We start from the raw sequence: 16,904 nt of genomic DNA on the forward strand, positions 1-16,904 counted from the left end.
TCCCGTCGGCAACGGCCAGTTCAGCCCGGCAGCCCCGGCTCGGCGCAGATAGCTGTGTACGGCACCGTTGCTGATGCCCAGGGTGCGCGCGATGGCTCGCTCCGGCAAGCCTTGAACATGTTTTAAGCGGAGAACCTCTTTGATCCGGCGCATCGACAATCTCTGGGTGGGCATCGGCCTTCCTCGTTCACTGACGAGGCAGTTCCTAAGCCGGTTGAGTTGTCGGCCGAAGCGGGCTGAGCCATTCAAAAATTGCTCACGATCCCGCGAAATCCATGCTCACGATCGTCTGAAATCTCTGCTCACGATGCTCTGAAATCCGTGCTCACGATCCCGCGAAACATGCACTTGGCGTCGGCTGCGAGTCCGGATTGCGCAAGCGCCGTCTCGAAATCGGCCTCGCGTTCGTTGAGCTGATCGCCGAACTTCTCTTCTCCACGAAGGATGAAATCCTTCTCGTGGCGACGCATCGTCAGCATCAGGATGCTTAGCTGCGGCTGGTCGAGCTGTGCCAGTCGCGATTCGATCTGTTGGACCGCGCCGCGCAGCTTGCCTTGCAGCCCGTCGCTCTCGCTCAAGCCGAGGATGCGTTGCGCGCCGACAATGTTCTGGAACCTGGTCGCGTAAAGATTGATGCCGCTCCGCAGCGAACCCGCTTGCCTGATAGGGTCGCCTTCCGGCGCGGTCGCGGCGAATGCCTCGATCTTGTCGAGTTCGGCAAGCTCCTGCTGGATGCGGTCAGCATGCAGTTTGACCAGCGCTTCATTGCGGGTACGAAGGAAACGCGTGGTTATCTGCTGCGATTCGAGAAACCCTTCCGAGAGAGAAGAGAGCTGGGCCCTGAACCGCGCGGTGTCGTCCGACTCACGCTGCAACCGCGCCGCGTAGTAGAGGCCGCCGAGGCAGGTTGCACTGATGACCAACACACCGCCTATTCCGAGCATCGCGATCTGAGTCTTCAGGCTTGGGCGGAGCCGTCGCAGGATCTTCGGACCGAGTTTCTGGATTGTGGAAGTCAAAAACATTCTGGTCCTGCATTCCTGTAGAGATCGAGAGCGCCTGACGCAAAGAGCATCATGTCGCGGAGGAAGTGGCTTTCACCATCGCCTGAGCCGCGTGCGAGCTACCTAGTGAGCGTCAGTTGAGAATCTGTGAAATGACGAAGAACAAAATGAAACGTGTGAGCATATGACGGAACGATGAATGTTCGGCGCGATGATTTCCGTTTGCTCGCGAATGGCGTGGACAGGCGATATCTGCTGGCGCATTCTCACGGATCAGTGAGTGGTGATTGCGTTCTTTCGGACCATATATCTGTCATCATTGCTGTGGAGGGCACCCATGAAGATTGATCTTTCCGGAAAAACCGCACTCGTCACCGGCTCGACCGCCGGCATCGGCCTCGCCATTGCCCGCGGCCTTGCAGCGACCGGCGCGGAGGTAATCGTCAACGGCCGCAGCCAGCCGAAGATCGATGCCGCCGTCGCGGCGATTCAGAAGGCGGTCGCAGGCGCCAAGGTGCGCGGCATCGCCGCCGACGTCTCCACGGCCAGTGGATGCAAGGCGCTGCTATCGGCACAGCCCGATGTTGATATCCTCATCAACAATACCGGCATCTTCGAGCCGAAGAACTTCTTCGAGATTCCGGACGAAGACTGGACTCGCTTCTTCGAGATCAACGTGATGTCGGGCGTGCGGCTGTCGCGCGGCTACATGCAGGGCATGCTGAAGCGCAACTGGGGCCGCATCGTCTTCATCGCCTCCGAGTCCGCGCTCGTTATTCCGAGGGAAATGATTCAATACGGCATGACCAAGACCGCGCAGCTTTCGATCTCGCGCGGGCTCGCCGAGCTAACTCGCGGCACTGCGGTCACCGTCAATTCGGTGATGCCGGGCCCGACCCTGTCGGAAGGCGTGCAGACCTTCGTCAAGGATCTCGCCAGGCAGAACGGAGAGCCGGAGGACGAGGCGATCGCGAACTTCGTCAAGCAGCACCGCCCGACATCGCTCCTGCAGCGCTTCGCCAGCGTCGACGAGATCGCCAACATGGTGGTCTATGTTGCTTCGAAAGAGGCTTCCGCCACCAATGGCGCCGCGCTCCGCGCCGAAGGCGGGATCATCAACACCATCTGAGGCGCCTCTCGCTCCGTCATTGCGAGCGCAAGCGAAACAATCCATAGCACCGCTCGCTGAGGCATGGATTGCTTCGTCGCTGTCGCTCCTCGCAATGACGACGGAGAGGATGCGAGTGCAAGTTGTTGGGTGGGCAAAGCGCAGCGTGCCCACCCTTACGAGCACGGCGTTAGATGGTGGGCACGCTGCGCTTTGCCCACCCTACGCGATCGCGGCTACCACCCCTCCAGCACGATCTTGCCGCGCGACTTGCCGCTCTCGAGCAGTGCATGCGCGCGCTTCAGATTGGCCGCGTTGATGGTGCCGAATGTTTCGGCGACCGTGGTGCGCAGCACGCCCTTGTCGATGAGGTCGGCAACATCGTTCAGCAGGTGATGCTGCGCGATCATGTCCGGCGTCTGGAATGAGGAGCGCGTGAACATCGACTCCCAGTGCACCGAGATCGCCTTGCCCTTGAACACGCTCATGGTCAATTCCGGCGGATCGTCGATCAGGCCGAACTTGCCCTGCGGCGCCATGAAGTCGGCGATCGCCTTGTAGTGCTGGTCGGTGAATGTGAGGCTGGCGACGAGGCCGACTGGCGGCAGCTTCAATTTCTCGATCTGCTCCTTCATCGGCTTGCTGTGATCGATCACGGCATGTGCACCGAGTTCGAGGCACCACTTCTGCGACTCCGGCCGCGTCGCGGTCGCGACCACCGTCAAACCGGTCAGCCGCCGCGCGAGCTGGATCAGGATCGAGCCGACGCCGCCGGCGCCGCCGACGATCAGGAGCGTGCGGGGATCGAGGCTCTTGCCCGGCACGGCGCCGAGCCGGTCGAACAGCAATTCCCAGGCCGTGATCGAGGTGAGGGGCAGGGCGGCGGCCTGCGCGAACGACAGTGTCTTCGGCTTCGCGCCGACGATCCGCTCGTCGACCAGGTGGAATTCCGAATTGGTGCCCTGGCGCAGGATTGAACCCGCATAGAAGACCTCATCGCCGGGCTTGAACAGGCTGACGTCGGGCCCGACGGCGTCGACCACGCCGGCCGCGTCGAAGCCCAAGATCTTGACCTCGCCCTCGGGCGGGGCGGCGCGCTTGCGCACCTTGTAGTCGACGGGATTGGCGGAGATCGCCTTGACGGCGACCCTGATGTCGCGCCCCTTGGGCTCTGGTTTGGCGGCTTCGAAATCGAGCAGCGATTCCGCGTCCTCGATCGGCAGGGATTTCTTGTATCCGACGGCCTTCATTGCCTTCTCCCTTGTCTGGCATTGCGGGTTAACTGTCGCGCTGGCGCCCAGATGGCAAGTACGGTAAATTCAGGGAACTAGTCCCTGTTTGGATACTATTGGGAAAAGCCCCTATGAAACGGCGGAATTTTGGCCATCGGCCAGGCTGCGCGGTCGAGGCGACGCTCGACCTGATCGATGGCAAATGGAAGGGTGTGATCCTGTTCCATCTCTTGTCAGGCACCCAGCGCTTCGGCGAGTTGCGGCGGCGGATGCCCGGCATCACCCAGCGGATGCTGACCAAGCAGCTCCGCGCGCTCGAGGAGGACAAGCTCGTTATCCGCAAGGTCTATGCCGAGGTGCCGCCGCGGGTCGAGTACACCGTGTCCGAAATCGGCGAGAGCCTGCGGCCGGTGATCGAGATCCTGAAGCAGTGGGGTGAGACCCACCGGGCGCAACTCTCCTGCGCGCCCCTGCCTGACCCCATCGAAGTGGCGCAGACCGCCGCCTGAAGCGAGCAACTCGCTTCTCTCGCCGCGGGCTCGCGCCTATATCAAGACAACGAATTCCCGGGATTTTTGCATGACGCTGATTCGCTTAGCCGCCGTGTTGTTGATTTCAGCCGCCGCCGCGATGCCGGCGCTGGCGCAGGACCGGCGCGTGCCGTCCTCGCCGGCCGAGCTGAAAATGTCCTACGCGCCGATCGTGCAGCGCGTGCAGCCCGCGGTCGTCAACGTCTACGCTGCCAAGACGGTGCAGGTCCGTAACCCGTTCCTGGATGACCCGATCTTCCGCCGCTTCTTCGGCGTGCCCGGCCAGCCCGAACAGATGCAACGCTCGCTCGGCTCCGGCGTGATGGTCGATCCCTCCGGCCTCGTCGTCACCAACAACCACGTCATCGAGGGCGCCGACCAGGTGAAGATCTCGCTCTCCGACAAGCGCGAGTTCGAAGCGGAGATCGTGCTCAAGGATAGCCGCACCGACCTCGCGGTGCTGCGCGTGAAGGACGCGAAAGAGAAATTCCCGACGCTTGATTTCGCCAATTCCGACGAACTCCTGGTCGGCGATGTCGTGCTCGCGATTGGCAATCCCTTCGGCGTTGGCCAGACCGTGACGCATGGCATCATCTCGGCGCTCGCGCGCACGCAAGTCGGCATCACCGATTACCAGTTCTTCATCCAGACCGATGCCGCGATCAATCCCGGCAATTCCGGCGGCGCGCTGGTCGACATGACCGGGCGGCTCGCCGGCATCAATACCGCGATCTTCTCGCGCTCCGGCGGTTCGCAGGGCATCGGCTTTGCGATCCCCGCCAACATGGTGCGCGTGGTGGTGGCGTCCGCCAAGAGCGGCGGCAAGGCGGTGAAGCGGCCATGGCTTGGCGCGCGGCTGCAAGCGGTGACACCTGATATCGCCGAGACGCTCGGACTGAAGCTGCCAAACGGCGCGCTGGTCGCGAACGTCGCACCGAACAGCCCGGCGGCACATGCGGGGCTGAAACTGTCCGACCTGATCGTTGCGATCGATGGCCAGACCATCGATGATCCCAACGCCTTCGACTACCGTTTTGCGACCCGTCCGCTCGGCGGCACCGCCCAGATCGATGTGCAGCGTGGCGGCAAGACCATCAAGCTCACGGTGCCGCTGGAAACCGCCCCCGATACCGGGCGTGACGAGATCGTGCTGACGGCGCGCTCGCCGTTCCAGGGCGCCAAGGTGGCCAACATCTCGCCGGCGCTCGCCGACGAATTGCATCTCGATGCCGGGGTCGAAGGCGTCGTGGTCACCGATCTCACCGATGACGGTACGGCCGCTAATGTCGGCTTTCAGAAGGGCGACATCATCCTGGCCGTCAACAACCAGAAGATCGCGCGCACCAGCGATCTCGACAAGGCCTCGAAAGCGGCGTCGCGGATATGGCGGATCACGCTGGTGCGCGGTGGCCAGCAGATCAACGTGACGCTCGGCGGATGAGCGCGAAGCGCCAGCACGAACCCACCACCAACCTGTTTGCCGCGGCAGGGATGGAGCAGGATGCGCCGCATCCGCTCCCCGACCGGCTGCGTCCGCGAAAACTTTCCGATGTCGTCGGCCAGGACCACATCCTCGGTCCCGACGGCGCGCTGACGCGCATGCTGGAGACGCGCACACTGGGCTCGCTGGTCTTCTGGGGCCCGCCGGGCACCGGCAAGACCACGGTGGCGCGGCTTCTGGCCGACGCGACCGAGCTGCATTTCGAGCAGATTTCCGCGGTGTTTTCCGGCGTCGCCGACCTGAAGAAGGCATTCGACGCGGCGCGTGCACGGCGCGAGACCGGCAAGGGAACGCTGTTGTTCGTCGACGAGGTCCATCGCTTCAACCGCGCGCAGCAGGATTCTTTCCTGCCCGTGATGGAAGACGGCACGGTGGTGCTGGTCGGCGCCACTACCGAGAATCCGTCCTTCGAACTCAACGCCGCGCTCCTGTCGCGGGCGCGCGTGCTGGTGTTCCATTCGCTCGACGCCGAAGCGATCGAAAAGCTCTACGCCCATGCCGAAGAGGTCGAGGGCAGGAAGCTGCCGCTGGATGCGGATGCGCGCGCCGTGCTGGTGCGGATGGCCGATGGCGATGGCCGCGCAGCGCTGACGCTGGCCGAAGAGGTCTGGCGTTCTGCCCGCAAGGACGAGGTTTTCACGTCCGCCCAGTTGCAGGAGATACTACAGCGCCGCGCGCCGATCTACGACAAGTCCGCCGACGGCCATTACAACCTGATCTCGGCGCTGCATAAATCGGTGCGCGGCTCCGATCCGGATGCCGCGCTGTATTATTTCGCGCGCATGCTCGATGCCGGGGAGGATCCGCTGTTTCTGGCGCGGCGCGTCGTGCGCATGGCGGTCGAGGATATCGGCCTTGCCGATCCGCAGGCGCTGGTGATCGCCAATGCCGCCAAGGACGCCTACGACTTTCTCGGCTCGCCCGAGGGCGAACTCGCGATCGCGCAGGCCGTGGTCTATGTCGCCACCGCACCGAAATCGAACGCCGTGTACACCGCGTTCGGAGCGGCGAAGCAGGTGGCCAAGCAGGGCGGCTCGCTGCTGCCGCCCAAGCATATCCTGAACTCGCCGACCAAATTGATGAAGTCGGAAGGCTACGGCTCCGGCTACCAGTACGACCACGACGCGCCCGACGCCTTCTCCGGGCAGGACTACTTTCCGGAAGCCCTGGGCCGCCAGACCTTTTACGATCCGCCCGACCGAGGCTTCGAGCGCGAAATCCGCAAGCGGCTGGACTATTGGGCAAGACTGAGGAAGGAGCGGGGCGAGACGTAGGCCGCCCCAACTCTCAAATCCCTAGCTCGCCTTGGCAGGCGCGCCGGCACGCATCCAGCCGAGGATGGTTTCGAGCCTTCGGACCACGTCCTGGATTTCCAGAACCTGCTGCATTTTTTCGATGCCGACCTCCAGGAGCTGGACCACGACATCGGCAAGCACGCCGGGCTCGCCTGCATAGCGATAGAGCGATTGCGGGGGCACCGTGTTGGTGGAGCTGCGGTACGCCTCGAAGACTTCGCGCGTCAGCGCGAAGGCCTCCGTGTCGAGCGCACGTAGCTCCTCGATCGGCACGACCTCGGCCGCAAGGAAGTCGGCCTCCACCGGCCTGAGCACGGCGACGCGCTTGCCGCAGGAAACCCTTACCCTCTGGTTTCCGTTCGGCAACTCGACGCGGTTCATGATATCGGCGACGACGCCGATCGAGTAAAGCGCTTCGAAATCCGGGTCGTCGTCTTCGGCTCGTCGCTGGGTAATCACGACGATGCGCCCGTCATTGGCGGCCGCGCTGTCGATCGCGCGCCGCGTCTTCTCGCGGCCGACGAAAATCGGAGTGATCAACTGTGGGAAGAACACGATGTCCCGCATCGGCGCGACGGGGATCACGGTGCCGCCGCTGAATGACGGGGCTGGGAAGTTGTTGGCCGGCGCAGCAACCGGCTGGCTTGACTGGATGGCTGCCGACAGCACGTTCCAGTCGTGAAAGCCCAGGGTCCTGGCGACCAGTTCAAGGCTCTCGCTGTAGCTGACGGAAATCGATTTGGCTTTGAGCGCATCGCGCAGCGTCTGCGCCATGGCCTTGGCATCGCGGAAATCCCGCATGGATGGTCCTCTGCTGTAAGCGAACGAGAAATCGTCAGGTGCTTGCGTTGCTGACTCGTTCGCCGGGGCAAAGGAGGCCGGAAGCGGCTCGATACGTTCACCATACCCTGTTCGGGCTGCAAGCAGCGGGTCGTATCCACCCGCGGAAAATATGCATGGGGGCAGAGGCACTGTCAACTTCTGCGAGCGGCGAGCCGCATCCGACAGAATGCTTGCGGTCGCCCTGATCACGACGGGTTTACTGTTTACGTAAGTCGTAAATGCTGTTATCGCCGCTCCAGAATCGAGCCCGTCTCAGTTGGAAATATCGTGCCTCGTACTCCTGTCCATCCCGGCGAACATCTTGCGGAAGAATTGCGTGAGCTTGGCATCAGCGCCGCGGAGCTGTCGCGTCAGATCGATGTGCCGGTGAACCGGATAACGGGCATTATTCATGGCCAGCGCGGCATTACGGCCGACACGGCGCTACGCCTCGGCCACTGGTTTGGGAGCAGTCCGGAGTTCTGGATGAACCTGCAGCAAACCTACGAGTTGCGTGTCGCCGAAAGCGAGATTGGTCCCCAGATCGCAGCATTGCCGCGCCGGGCCGGGCGGCCGACGTCTCGAAAGCTTGGAAAAATCGCATGAGCCGCCGCATCAAAAGAGCGCTGCCAAAATCTGGTGCCCGCGCCGAGCGTCCAAAGAACGCACGTCATGATCGCAGCCGGCAGGACAAGGACCGCGTGCAGAGCGAGCGGCCGCCCGCGCATCGCCCGCACGGCAAGCCACCGCGTTTTGCCGAGCCACGGCGGGAGAAGCTGGCGCCGGCAGCGCCGGTCGAGGCTGCCGCCGAATTGCCGCTGCCGACCAAGGTCCAGACGGTCAAGGTCACCGCGGACGAGGACAACATGCGCGTCGACCGCTTCCTTGAAGCGCGGTTTCCGGGGCTGTCGTTCTCCCACATCCAGCGCATCGTCCGCAAAGGCGAACTGCGGGTCGACGGCAAGCGGGCCGACAGCAAGGATCGGCTCTCGGAAGGGCAGAGCGTGCGGATTCCGCCGTTGCGCTTGGACACGCCGAAAGCCGCGGGCGTGCTGTCGGAAGCGCAGAGCAAGACGCTCGCCGCGCTGAAGGAGATGACGCTGTTCGAGGACGCCGACGTGCTGGTGCTGAACAAGCCCGCCGGGCTTGCCGTGCAGGGCGGCTCCGGCACCACGCGCCATGTCGACCAGATGCTGGAAGTGATGCGCGACGCCAGGGGACAGAAGCCGCGCCTGGTGCACCGGATCGACAAGGAAACCTCGGGCTGCCTCCTGGTCGCAAAGACCCGCTTTGCCGCGACCCATCTCACCGGCGCGTTTCGCTCGCGCTCGGCGCGCAAGATCTATTGGGCGCTGGTGGTCGGCGTGCCGAAGCCGAAGCAGGGCCGGATCTCGACCTATCTAGCGAAAGAGGAGGGCGAGGACGACACGATCATGCGGATCGCCGCCCATGGCGACGAGGGCGCAAGCCACGCCGTGACCTATTACGCCGTGGTCGAAACCGCGGCGCAGAAGCTGGCGTGGGTATCGCTGAAGCCGGTCACGGGGCGCACCCATCAGTTGCGCGCACATATGGCGCATATCGATCACGCCATCGTGGGCGATCCCAAATATTTCAATCGCGAGAATTGGGAACTTCCGGGCGGATTGCAGAACAGGCTGCATCTGCTCGCGCGGCGCATCGTGATCCCGCATCCGCGCGGCGGCGTGATCGACGTCAGCGCGCCGCTGCCGCCGCACATGCAGCAATCCTGGAACCTGCTTGGGCTCGACACCAGCCGGTTCGACCCGATCGAGAACGCCCCTGAAGAATAATTTGTTGCGCTTTCGGCGGGCCATCCCGACATATGACCCATGAAACACTCAGCGCGTATGCTCGTCATCCTGGCCTTGGTGCTCGCAGCGCCCGCTGCATCGGCGCAGTTCATAACGCCCGGAAGCAACCCGAACCTTCTTCCGCCTCCTCCTGCGCCCCCGCCACCACCGAAGATCGTGGCGCCGACCACGCCGATGATGCGCGGAGAGCCGGAATCCCAGTTGCAGCCGCTGCCAAGTCCTCGAGCGTCGACCCGCCGATCGTTCAGTGACCGTGTCAGAAGCTGCCTCGATGAGGGCGCGGCTGCCGGCCTCGATCCCGCCGAGCGCGCCGCCTATTCGCGCAGTTGCGCCGCGCGTGACTGACGGCGGAACTGACCGAAGAGCAAGTCTCTCAGCCGTCATTGCGAGGAGCGAAGCGACGAAGCAATCCACGTCTCCGCAAATGTCGAAATGGATTGCGTCGCTTCGCTCGCAATGACGGGGGCGGCGGAGCGGCTGCGGGCCCACAATGATCTTCCTGATCCGGTCAGCTTTATTTGCCGCGACGCCTGACTTATCCTGCGAGCAGACAAACCCCAATGGAAGCTTGCGAAGACATGCGCGAATTGTTCGATGAAGCGGCGGGACAATCCCCGCTCGATCCGCAGGAGGCGGCGCGTCGCAACGTGCGCGCGCCGCAGCGCAAGCGGTTCTACAAGGGGGCCGATATCGCCGAAGACGACGGCGGCTTTGCCGTGACGCTCGACGGCCGGCCGATCCGTACGCCATCCGGAAAAAAGGTGACGGTGCCCTCGCGCGCGATCGCGGACGCCGTCGCTGCCGAGTGGAACGCGCAAGGAGAGATGATCGACCCGCTGACCATGCCGCTGACTCGCTTTGCCAACAGCGTGATCGAGGGCGTGGTTGGTCGCGTCGACGTGGTCGCTGACGATGCGGCAAAGTATCTCGGCTCGGATCTGTTGTTCTATCGCGCCGGTCACCCGGAGGCGCTGGTCGCCCGCGAGGCCGAGCATTGGGATCCGATCCTGTTCTGGGCCGCGGATACCCTCGGCGCGCACTTCATTCTCGCGGAGGGGATCGTGCACGTCGCCCAGCCGGAAAGCGCGATCAGAGCCGCGCGCGAGGCGTTTCCGCGCGATCCATGGTCGGTGGCGGCGCTCCACGTGGTGACGACGCTCACCGGTTCGGCATTGCTTGCGCTGGCCCTGACCCGCGGTTTTCGGGACGCAGCGCAGATCTGGTCCGCCGCCCATGTCGACGAGGACTGGAACATCGAACAATGGGGCGTGGACGAGGAGGTCGCCGCCCGCCGGGCGGCGCGGCTGGTCGATTTCGATGCGGCCGCCAGCATTCTGAAGACGCTGAACTGAATTCGTTTGGGGCAACCGCCACCGCTAAGTTAACGGGAGGTTTACGGCCGCGGAGCTAGGCTCGAGATCATGATCCGATTGGACGAAATCGGATCATGATCTCATCTTTTTGTTTGAGCATGATCTTCTCGGAAAACCGGATTTCCACTTTTCCGGATCATGCTCTAGCCATCAAGCCGAGAACCTCCGACATGGCGCTGACCGTCAATCCCGTGCTGCCGGTGCTTTCCGCCAAGGAGGTGGGCAGCGTCACGCCCGATCTCGTGCTGCAGCCGGGCAGCGTGATCAATGCGCAGGTGCTGAAAGTGCTCTCCGCCGACCTGGTACGGATCGCGATCTCAAGCCTGTCGATCGACGTGCTCTCGGAAGTGCCCCTGAAGGAGGGGCAGGCGCTGCAGCTCGCGGTGTCCCAGACCAAGGACGGGATCCGTCTCGCGATGGTCGGGCAGGGCGATGCCGCCACCGCCGATACGGTGTCGCTATCGCCCGACGCGCTGCTGGATGCCGCCGGCAATCCCTCGACCGCGGCCCAGCCCAAAAACGTGCTCACGCCGGTGGAGCGTGCGGCCGTCGCCAGCGCCGCGCAAAATGCGGCGACGGTGCAGCAGAGCCTGGCGCCGCTATTTGCCAATCTCGGCGCGCTGGCCGCCGCGGGCAACCTTCCGCCAAGGCTGCAGCAGGCGATTGCGCAGGTGCTGACGCAGCAGACCCGGCTCGACCAGGGCCTTGACGGCGGCGATATCAAGAATGGCTTCGAGCGCTCCGGCCTGTTCTTCGAGGCGTCGCTGGCTGCCGGCACCGCATCATCGGCTGCGGGCGCCCCCGATCTGAAGGCCGCGCTCATCGTGCTGCGGCAGACCCTGCAGTCGTCGCTCGGCACGGCGGATGCCGCGCCGCCGGCTTCCACCGCCACGGGACAGGCCGCGGCACATCCCGCGCTCAGTCAAAATCTCGCGCCATCCGAGATCGAGGTCGAGGAAATCCTGCTGCCGCAGGCGCGTGTCCCGGTCGCCGATGATCTCGTGACGCCGGGCGGCATCGGCCGGGCTACGTCAAACGCCGGCCCCTCCGCCGGCGCGACGCTGCTGCAGGAACTCGGCGATTCCTTGCGTCCAACTGACATCGCCACCGATGTGACCGTCAACACCAACACGCCGCCACCGCCGTTCCGTGGTTCCGTTCCTACCGCCCAGCCTGTCGCCTCGCCATCGGTCGCGCCGGATATGCCGCTGGCCGCTGCCGCTCATCATCTGCTCGGCGACACCGACGCGGCGCTCGCGCGGCAGACGCTGTTGCAGGTGGCGTCCCTGCCGGACCGCATCGATCCCGCGCATCAGCAGATCGACACCTCGTCGCCGCGCTGGCATTTCGAAATCCCGTTCGCGACCCAGCAGGGCACGGCGATGGCGCAGTTCGAGATTTCCCGCGACGGCGGCGCTGGTGTTGAGGCCGAAGCGGCCAAGCGCGTCTGGCGGGCGCGTTTCTCGCTCGATGTCGAGCCGGCAGGCCCGGTCCATGCGCTGATCTCGCTGATCGGCGACAAGACTTCGGTGCGGATGTGGGCGGAACGCCCGGCGACCGCCGCGCAGCTTCGCGCCGGTGCCCCGCAGTTGAGCCAGGCGCTGAGCCGGGCCGAGCTTCTGCCCGGCGATATCGTGATCCAGGACGGCGCACCGCCGCAGTCAACGCCGGCTCGCGCCGGCCATTTCCTGGACCGCGCGCTATGAGCGTCGAGACCAAGAGCCAGCTCGCTGTCGCCCTGCACTACGACCACGGCGGCGCGCCGACCGTGGTCGCCAAGGGCAGGGGCGCGCTCGGCGCCAGGATCGTCGAGCTCGCAAAAGCCCACGACATCCCGATCGAGGAGAACGAGGTTCTGGCGGGCGCGCTCTCCAATGTCGAACTTGGCGACGAGATTCCCGTCGAGCTTTACAAGGCGGTGGCGGAAGTGCTGGTTTTCGTGCTCCGCCTGTCGGGCCGCGCACGGTAAGGTTCTTGCCATCGTTTCATCACGATGGCATCCATCATTGCCTGCTCCTCAACCCATCCAGGTTTTGCCGTGATCAATCGCCGCCAAGCGCTCGGTCTTCTCACCGCCGCGTCCGTTCTGCCGACCCGCAGCCTCGCCAACGTGTCCTACCAGCGCAACGAGTTTCGCGACGATTTGGCGCGGCGCTTCTTCGCGCTCGGCACCGAGGGTACCTTCGTCGCCTACAAGGTCGACGACTACCTGATTATCGCCAGCGACAAGCGCAGGTCCAGCGAGGGCAAATTGCCGGCCTCGACCTTCAAGATCCCGAATTCGGTCATTGCGCTCGACACCGGCGTGGTCGAGGACCCCGACAAGGACGTGTTCAAGTGGGACGGCGTGACGCGCAGCATCGAGGCCTGGAACAAGGACCATACGCTGCGCTCGGCGATCGCGGTTTCCGCCGTGCCGGTCTATCAGGAGATCGCGCGGCGCATCGGCGAAGAGCGGATGAAGAAATATCTCGATCTGCTCGAATACGGCAATCGCGACATCGGCGGCGGCATCGACCAGTTCTGGCTGACGGGAAACCTGCGCATCGATCCGGTGCAGCAGATCGATTTCGTGGACCGGCTGCGGCGCGGCACCTTGCCGGTCTCCAAACGCGCCCAGGAATTGACGCGCGACATCCTGCCGGTGACGAAGGTGGGAGATGCCATTATCCGCGCCAAGAGCGGCCTCCTCGGCGCCGAGGTCGGCAAGCCCTCGCTCGGCTGGCTGGTCGGCTGGGTCGAGAAAGGCACTTCCGTTACCGTGTTCGCGATGAACATGGACTGCAAGAACGAGAGCCACATCGCCGCCCGCATGACGGTGACGCAGCAGTGCCTCGCCGACATCGTGGCGTATTGATGGGCTGATGCGCGCCCGCGCTGGCTGGTGCGCAAATCAATGCCGGACTAACATCTCCGTACAATGAAAAACCGTACGGAGGACATCATGCATTCTGCTTCAGTCTGGCTCTCGTCGCTCACACTTGCTGCAGCCGGCGGCTGGTTCGCGGCCACGATGTTTGCCGCGCCGGCGACCAGCAAGCAGCCGCGCTTCCCGCAGCTCACCATGGACCAGCTCGACGAAAAGCAGCGACCGCTCGGCGAGCAGATCATGAAGGTCTCGAGCGTCGGCATCGGCGGCCCCTACAATCCGATGATCCGCAGCCCCGTGCTCGGTCAACGCCTGTTCGATTTGTTCTATTACCTGCGCTGGCAGACCTCGGTCCCGACCAAGCTCAACGAATTCGCAATCCTGATCATTGGCCGGCAATGGCGTTCGCAGGTCGAATGGTTCGCGCATGCACCGCTCGCGGCCAAGGCCGGCCTCTCGGCCGATATCATCGCTGAGCTCAAGGCCAACAAGCGACCGTCGAACATGGCCGAGGACGAGGCCGCGGTCTATGATTTCGTCACTGAGCTGACCACGACCAAGAAGGTATCCGACGAAACCTATGCACGGACGAAGAAGGTGTTCAACGATCAGCAGATCGTGGATTTGACCGCGGTCGCCGGCAACTATGTCATGGTCGCGATGATGCTCGCCATGGCGGAGGAGACCGTGCCGCCCGGCAAGGAGGAGCCGTTCAAGGTGGGGGAGAACTGACGGAGCTGCGGGCACGAAGACGGTGCGCGGCCGGGATTCTCCCGGCCGTCGCATGATCAAATCTGAGGCGATATCAAGCCTGAGGCGATTTGGCCTTTCCGATTCGACCCATATGGGTGAAGCCGAATCCTGCCTGATATTTCAGTCCGTAGCCGAGCGCGCGGTCGATGCCGATATGGGCGAGCCAGATCATTGCGATCGAGAGCACCAGCGGCTCGGCGGTCGCAAAGCCGACGGTCATCAGGCTCATCGGCGCCATGTAGCTGTGGGCAGTGTTATAGATCACCGCACCTTCCTTGGGGCCGAGCAGATAGCCGGCAAAGCTCAGATCGGGTGCCAGGAACAGGATCGCATAGACCCACCACGAGCCGCCCCAGACGGCGTATAGCAGCGTCATGCCCGCAAACAGCGTCAGGCCCTCCAGCCTGAGCAAGGTGCGCACGCCGCCGGTGACCGTGCCGGCCTCGGCTGTGGTGTTATCCATGGTTTTCCTCCCCAATTTGCGCTGATCCAAGGACCGCCCGTGCCCGGGATTCGGGGCAAGAAGGTGGTTTCCGGTTCAGAAAATGCCGTGTTAGAACCCCGCGCGGGTTCCAGCAGCCAATCACTAGTTAAATGCGGGCGGAAGCAAATGAAAGATATCCTCGACACCCTCGAAGAGCGGCGCGCCGGCGCCAAGCTGGGCGGCGGCATCAAGCGCATCGAGGCGCAGCACGCCCGCGGCAAGCTGACGGCGCGGGAGCGCATCGAGCTGCTGCTGGACAAGGGCTCGTTCGAGGAATTCGACATGTTCGTCGAGCACCGCTCGACTGAATTCGGCATGGAGAAGACCAAGGTTCCCGGCGACGGCGTCGTCACTGGCTGGGGCACTGTCAACGGCCGCAAGACCTTCGTCTTCGCCAAGGATTTCACGGTGTTCGGCGGCTCGCTGTCGGAGACGCATGCGCTGAAGATCACCAAGCTGCAGGACATGGCGATGAAGGCGAGGGCGCCGATCATCGGCCTCTATGACGCCGGCGGCGCGCGCATCCAGGAGGGCGTCGCCGCGCTGGCGGGCTATTCCTACGTGTTCCGCCGCAACGTCATCGCCTCCGGCGTGATCCCGCAGATCTCCGTCATCATGGGCCCCTGCGCCGGCGGCGACGTCTATTCTCCGGCCATGACCGACTTCATCTTCATGGTGAAGAACACCAGCTACATGTTCGTGACCGGCCCGGACGTGGTGAAGACCGTGACCAACGAGGTGGTCACCGCCGAAGAGCTCGGCGGCGCCTCGGTGCATGCGACGCGCTCCTCGATCGCCGACGGCGCGTTCGAGAACGACGTCGACGCACTGTTGCAGATGCGCCGGCTGATCGACTTCCTGCCCTCGAACAACACCGACGGCGTGCCGGAATGGCCGAGCTTCGACGATATCGGCCGGGTCGACATGTCCCTGGACACGCTGATCCCTGATAATCCGAACAAGCCCTACGACATGAAGGAATTGATCCTGAAGGTCGTGGACGAGGGCGACTTCTTCGAGATCTCCGAGACCTTCGCCAAGAACATCGTCACCGGCTTCGGCCGCATCGCCGGCCGCACGGTGGGCTTTGTCGCCAACCAGCCGATGGTGCTCGCAGGGGTGCTCGACAGCGATGCGTCGCGGAAGGCCGCGCGCTTTGTCCGCTTCTGCGATGCCTTCAACATCCCGATCGTGACCTTCGTCGACGTGCCCGGCTTCCTGCCCGGCACTGCGCAGGAATATGGCGGCCTGATCAAGCACGGCGCGAAACTGTTGTTCGCCTATTCGCAATGCACGGTGCCGCTCGTCACCATCATCACGCGCAAGGCCTATGGCGGCGCCTTCGACGTCATGGCGTCGAAGGAGATCGGCGCCGACATGAACTACGCCTGGCCGACCGCGCAGATCGCGGTGATGGGCGCAAAAGGTGCGGTCGAGATCATCTTCCGCTCCGACATCGGCGACCCCGACAAGATCGCCGCGCGCACCAAGGAATACGAAGACCGCTTCCTCTCCCCCTTCATCGCCGCCGAGCGCGGCTACATCGACGACGTCATCATGCCGCATTCGACAAGGCGGCGGATCGCGCGGGCTCTCGCGATGCTCAAGGACAAGAAGGTCGAGATCCCCGCAAAGAAGCACGACAATCTGCCGTTGTGAGGATGCCGTAGGGCGGGTTGGCGAAGCGTAACCCGCTATCTCTCCTTGCGGTTCTGTTGCGGCGGATTACGCTTCGCTAATCCGCCCCTACAAGAGCATCCGGAGGAAGCAACATGCCCACTGCGATTTTCATCGTCCGTGCGACCGTCACCGACCCCGCGAAACGCGCCGCGTTCGACGCCTGGTATTCGCGTGAGCATTTGCCCGACGCGCTGAAATCGTTCCGCGCGCAGAAAGCGTGGCGGCATTGGAGCCTGACAGATCCGTCGCACCATCTGGCGATGTATCAATTCGTCGATCAGGCTTCGCTCGAGCGCGCGGTCAGTGGCGAGGAGATGAAGCGGCTGATCGCCGACTTCAACCGCGATTGGCCGGATGTCACCCGCACGCGGGAGGTGCTGGTGTTGGCGGAGGAGGTTGCGGCGTAACTTCCTGCGTG

19 protein-coding genes are annotated in these 16,904 nt (G+C 63.9%); 14 read left to right on the forward strand and 5 right to left on the reverse strand.

Features of this window, described 5'->3' with window-relative positions:
- Together K288_RS51025 and K288_RS0132575 are read right to left on the reverse strand one after the other, a co-directional pair.
- Positions 1–174 (reverse strand): sigma-70 region 4 domain-containing protein (locus K288_RS51025; protein WP_201449757.1); only part of this gene is annotated, 174 nt, incomplete at its 3' end.
- A gap of 128 nt (positions 175–302) precedes the next feature.
- Positions 303–1,025: a hypothetical protein gene (locus K288_RS0132575; protein WP_027583314.1), complete on the reverse strand. Its 723-nt coding sequence runs from the start codon at positions 1,023–1,025 to the stop codon at positions 303–305.
- A gap of 316 nt (positions 1,026–1,341) precedes the next feature.
- Between K288_RS0132575 and K288_RS0132580 the strand changes: the two genes are divergently transcribed.
- The gene (locus K288_RS0132580; protein ID WP_027583315.1) at positions 1,342–2,133 is read left to right on the forward strand and encodes an SDR family oxidoreductase; all 792 of its coding nucleotides are present in this window, start codon (positions 1,342–1,344) and stop codon (positions 2,131–2,133) included.
- A gap of 215 nt (positions 2,134–2,348) precedes the next feature.
- Here K288_RS0132580 and K288_RS0132585 read toward each other — a convergent pair whose 3' ends face one another.
- Positions 2,349–3,362 carry a zinc-binding alcohol dehydrogenase family protein gene (locus tag K288_RS0132585; protein WP_027583316.1) on the reverse strand — a complete coding sequence of 338 codons (1,014 nt, stop codon included), beginning with the start codon at positions 3,360–3,362 and terminating at the stop codon, positions 2,349–2,351.
- 113 nt (positions 3,363–3,475) lie between these two features.
- Between K288_RS0132585 and K288_RS0132590 the strand changes: the two genes are divergently transcribed.
- The 3 genes from K288_RS0132590 to K288_RS0132600 all read left to right on the forward strand — a co-directional run bounded on the left by K288_RS0132590 (position 3,476) and on the right by K288_RS0132600 (position 6,649).
- Positions 3,476–3,853: a helix-turn-helix domain-containing protein gene (locus K288_RS0132590; protein ID WP_027583317.1), complete on the forward strand. Its 378-nt coding sequence runs from the start codon at positions 3,476–3,478 to the stop codon at positions 3,851–3,853.
- Positions 3,854–3,923: 70 nt separating this feature from the next.
- A complete protein-coding gene (locus tag K288_RS0132595) occupies positions 3,924–5,315 on the forward strand; it encodes a DegQ family serine endoprotease (protein WP_027583318.1) in 1,392 nt (463 codons plus the stop codon).
- Complete coding sequence (locus tag K288_RS0132600; protein WP_027583319.1) at positions 5,312–6,649, forward strand: replication-associated recombination protein A; 1,338 nt, start codon at positions 5,312–5,314, stop codon at positions 6,647–6,649. The genes K288_RS0132595 and K288_RS0132600 overlap by 4 nt, the downstream gene beginning before the upstream one ends.
- A 21-nt stretch (positions 6,650–6,670) precedes the next feature.
- Here the strand turns inward: K288_RS0132600 and K288_RS0132605 are convergent, their stop codons facing one another.
- A complete protein-coding gene (locus K288_RS0132605) occupies positions 6,671–7,471 on the reverse strand; it encodes an LON peptidase substrate-binding domain-containing protein (protein ID WP_027583320.1) in 801 nt (266 codons plus the stop codon).
- 309 nt (positions 7,472–7,780) lie between these two features.
- On the opposite strand from K288_RS0132605, the gene K288_RS0132610 reads away from it, so the two are divergent.
- From K288_RS0132610 to K288_RS0132645, 8 genes are all read left to right on the forward strand, one after another.
- On the forward strand, positions 7,781–8,098 hold the full coding sequence (locus K288_RS0132610; protein ID WP_027583321.1) for a HigA family addiction module antitoxin: 318 nt from the start codon (positions 7,781–7,783) through the stop codon (positions 8,096–8,098).
- Positions 8,095–9,306: an RluA family pseudouridine synthase gene (locus K288_RS0132615; protein ID WP_027583322.1), complete on the forward strand. Its 1,212-nt coding sequence runs from the start codon at positions 8,095–8,097 to the stop codon at positions 9,304–9,306. Before K288_RS0132610 ends, K288_RS0132615 begins: the two co-directional genes overlap by 4 nt.
- A gap of 39 nt (positions 9,307–9,345) precedes the next feature.
- Positions 9,346–9,672, forward strand: coding sequence for a hypothetical protein (locus K288_RS0132620; RefSeq protein ID WP_027583323.1), 327 nt, complete (start codon positions 9,346–9,348; stop codon positions 9,670–9,672).
- Between the two features lie 233 nt (positions 9,673–9,905).
- Complete coding sequence (locus tag K288_RS0132625) at positions 9,906–10,679, forward strand: ATP12 family protein (RefSeq protein WP_027583324.1); 774 nt, start codon at positions 9,906–9,908, stop codon at positions 10,677–10,679.
- A gap of 191 nt (positions 10,680–10,870) precedes the next feature.
- The gene (locus K288_RS0132630; protein WP_027583325.1) at positions 10,871–12,406 is read left to right on the forward strand and encodes a flagellar hook-length control protein FliK; all 1,536 of its coding nucleotides are present in this window, start codon (positions 10,871–10,873) and stop codon (positions 12,404–12,406) included.
- Complete coding sequence (locus K288_RS0132635) at positions 12,403–12,669, forward strand: EscU/YscU/HrcU family type III secretion system export apparatus switch protein (RefSeq protein WP_027583326.1); 267 nt, start codon at positions 12,403–12,405, stop codon at positions 12,667–12,669. Before K288_RS0132630 ends, K288_RS0132635 begins: the two co-directional genes overlap by 4 nt.
- Positions 12,670–12,738: 69 nt before the next feature.
- The gene (blaOXA, locus tag K288_RS0132640; protein WP_027583327.1) at positions 12,739–13,557 is read left to right on the forward strand and encodes a class D beta-lactamase; all 819 of its coding nucleotides are present in this window, start codon (positions 12,739–12,741) and stop codon (positions 13,555–13,557) included.
- An 87-nt stretch (positions 13,558–13,644) separates the two neighbouring features.
- A complete protein-coding gene (locus K288_RS0132645; protein ID WP_027583328.1) occupies positions 13,645–14,301 on the forward strand; it encodes a hypothetical protein in 657 nt (218 codons plus the stop codon).
- A 73-nt stretch (positions 14,302–14,374) separates the two neighbouring features.
- Here K288_RS0132645 and K288_RS0132650 read toward each other — a convergent pair whose 3' ends face one another.
- Positions 14,375–14,785 (reverse strand): DUF4260 domain-containing protein, encoded by a 411-nt coding sequence (locus tag K288_RS0132650; RefSeq protein ID WP_027583329.1) that lies wholly within the window; start codon positions 14,783–14,785, stop codon positions 14,375–14,377.
- A 147-nt stretch (positions 14,786–14,932) separates the two neighbouring features.
- Here K288_RS0132650 and K288_RS0132655 point away from each other — a divergent pair, with 147 nt between their 5' ends.
- Both K288_RS0132655 and K288_RS0132660 read left to right on the forward strand, forming a co-directional pair.
- A complete protein-coding gene (locus K288_RS0132655) occupies positions 14,933–16,465 on the forward strand; it encodes an acyl-CoA carboxylase subunit beta (protein WP_027583330.1) in 1,533 nt (510 codons plus the stop codon).
- Between the two features lie 113 nt (positions 16,466–16,578).
- A complete protein-coding gene (locus K288_RS0132660; protein ID WP_027583331.1) occupies positions 16,579–16,893 on the forward strand; it encodes a hypothetical protein in 315 nt (104 codons plus the stop codon).
- Positions 16,894–16,904: the final 11 nt, after the last annotated feature.

The sequence above is a fragment of the Bradyrhizobium sp. Ai1a-2 genome (assembly GCF_000426245.1).
Classification (GTDB): domain Bacteria; phylum Pseudomonadota; class Alphaproteobacteria; order Rhizobiales; family Xanthobacteraceae; genus Bradyrhizobium.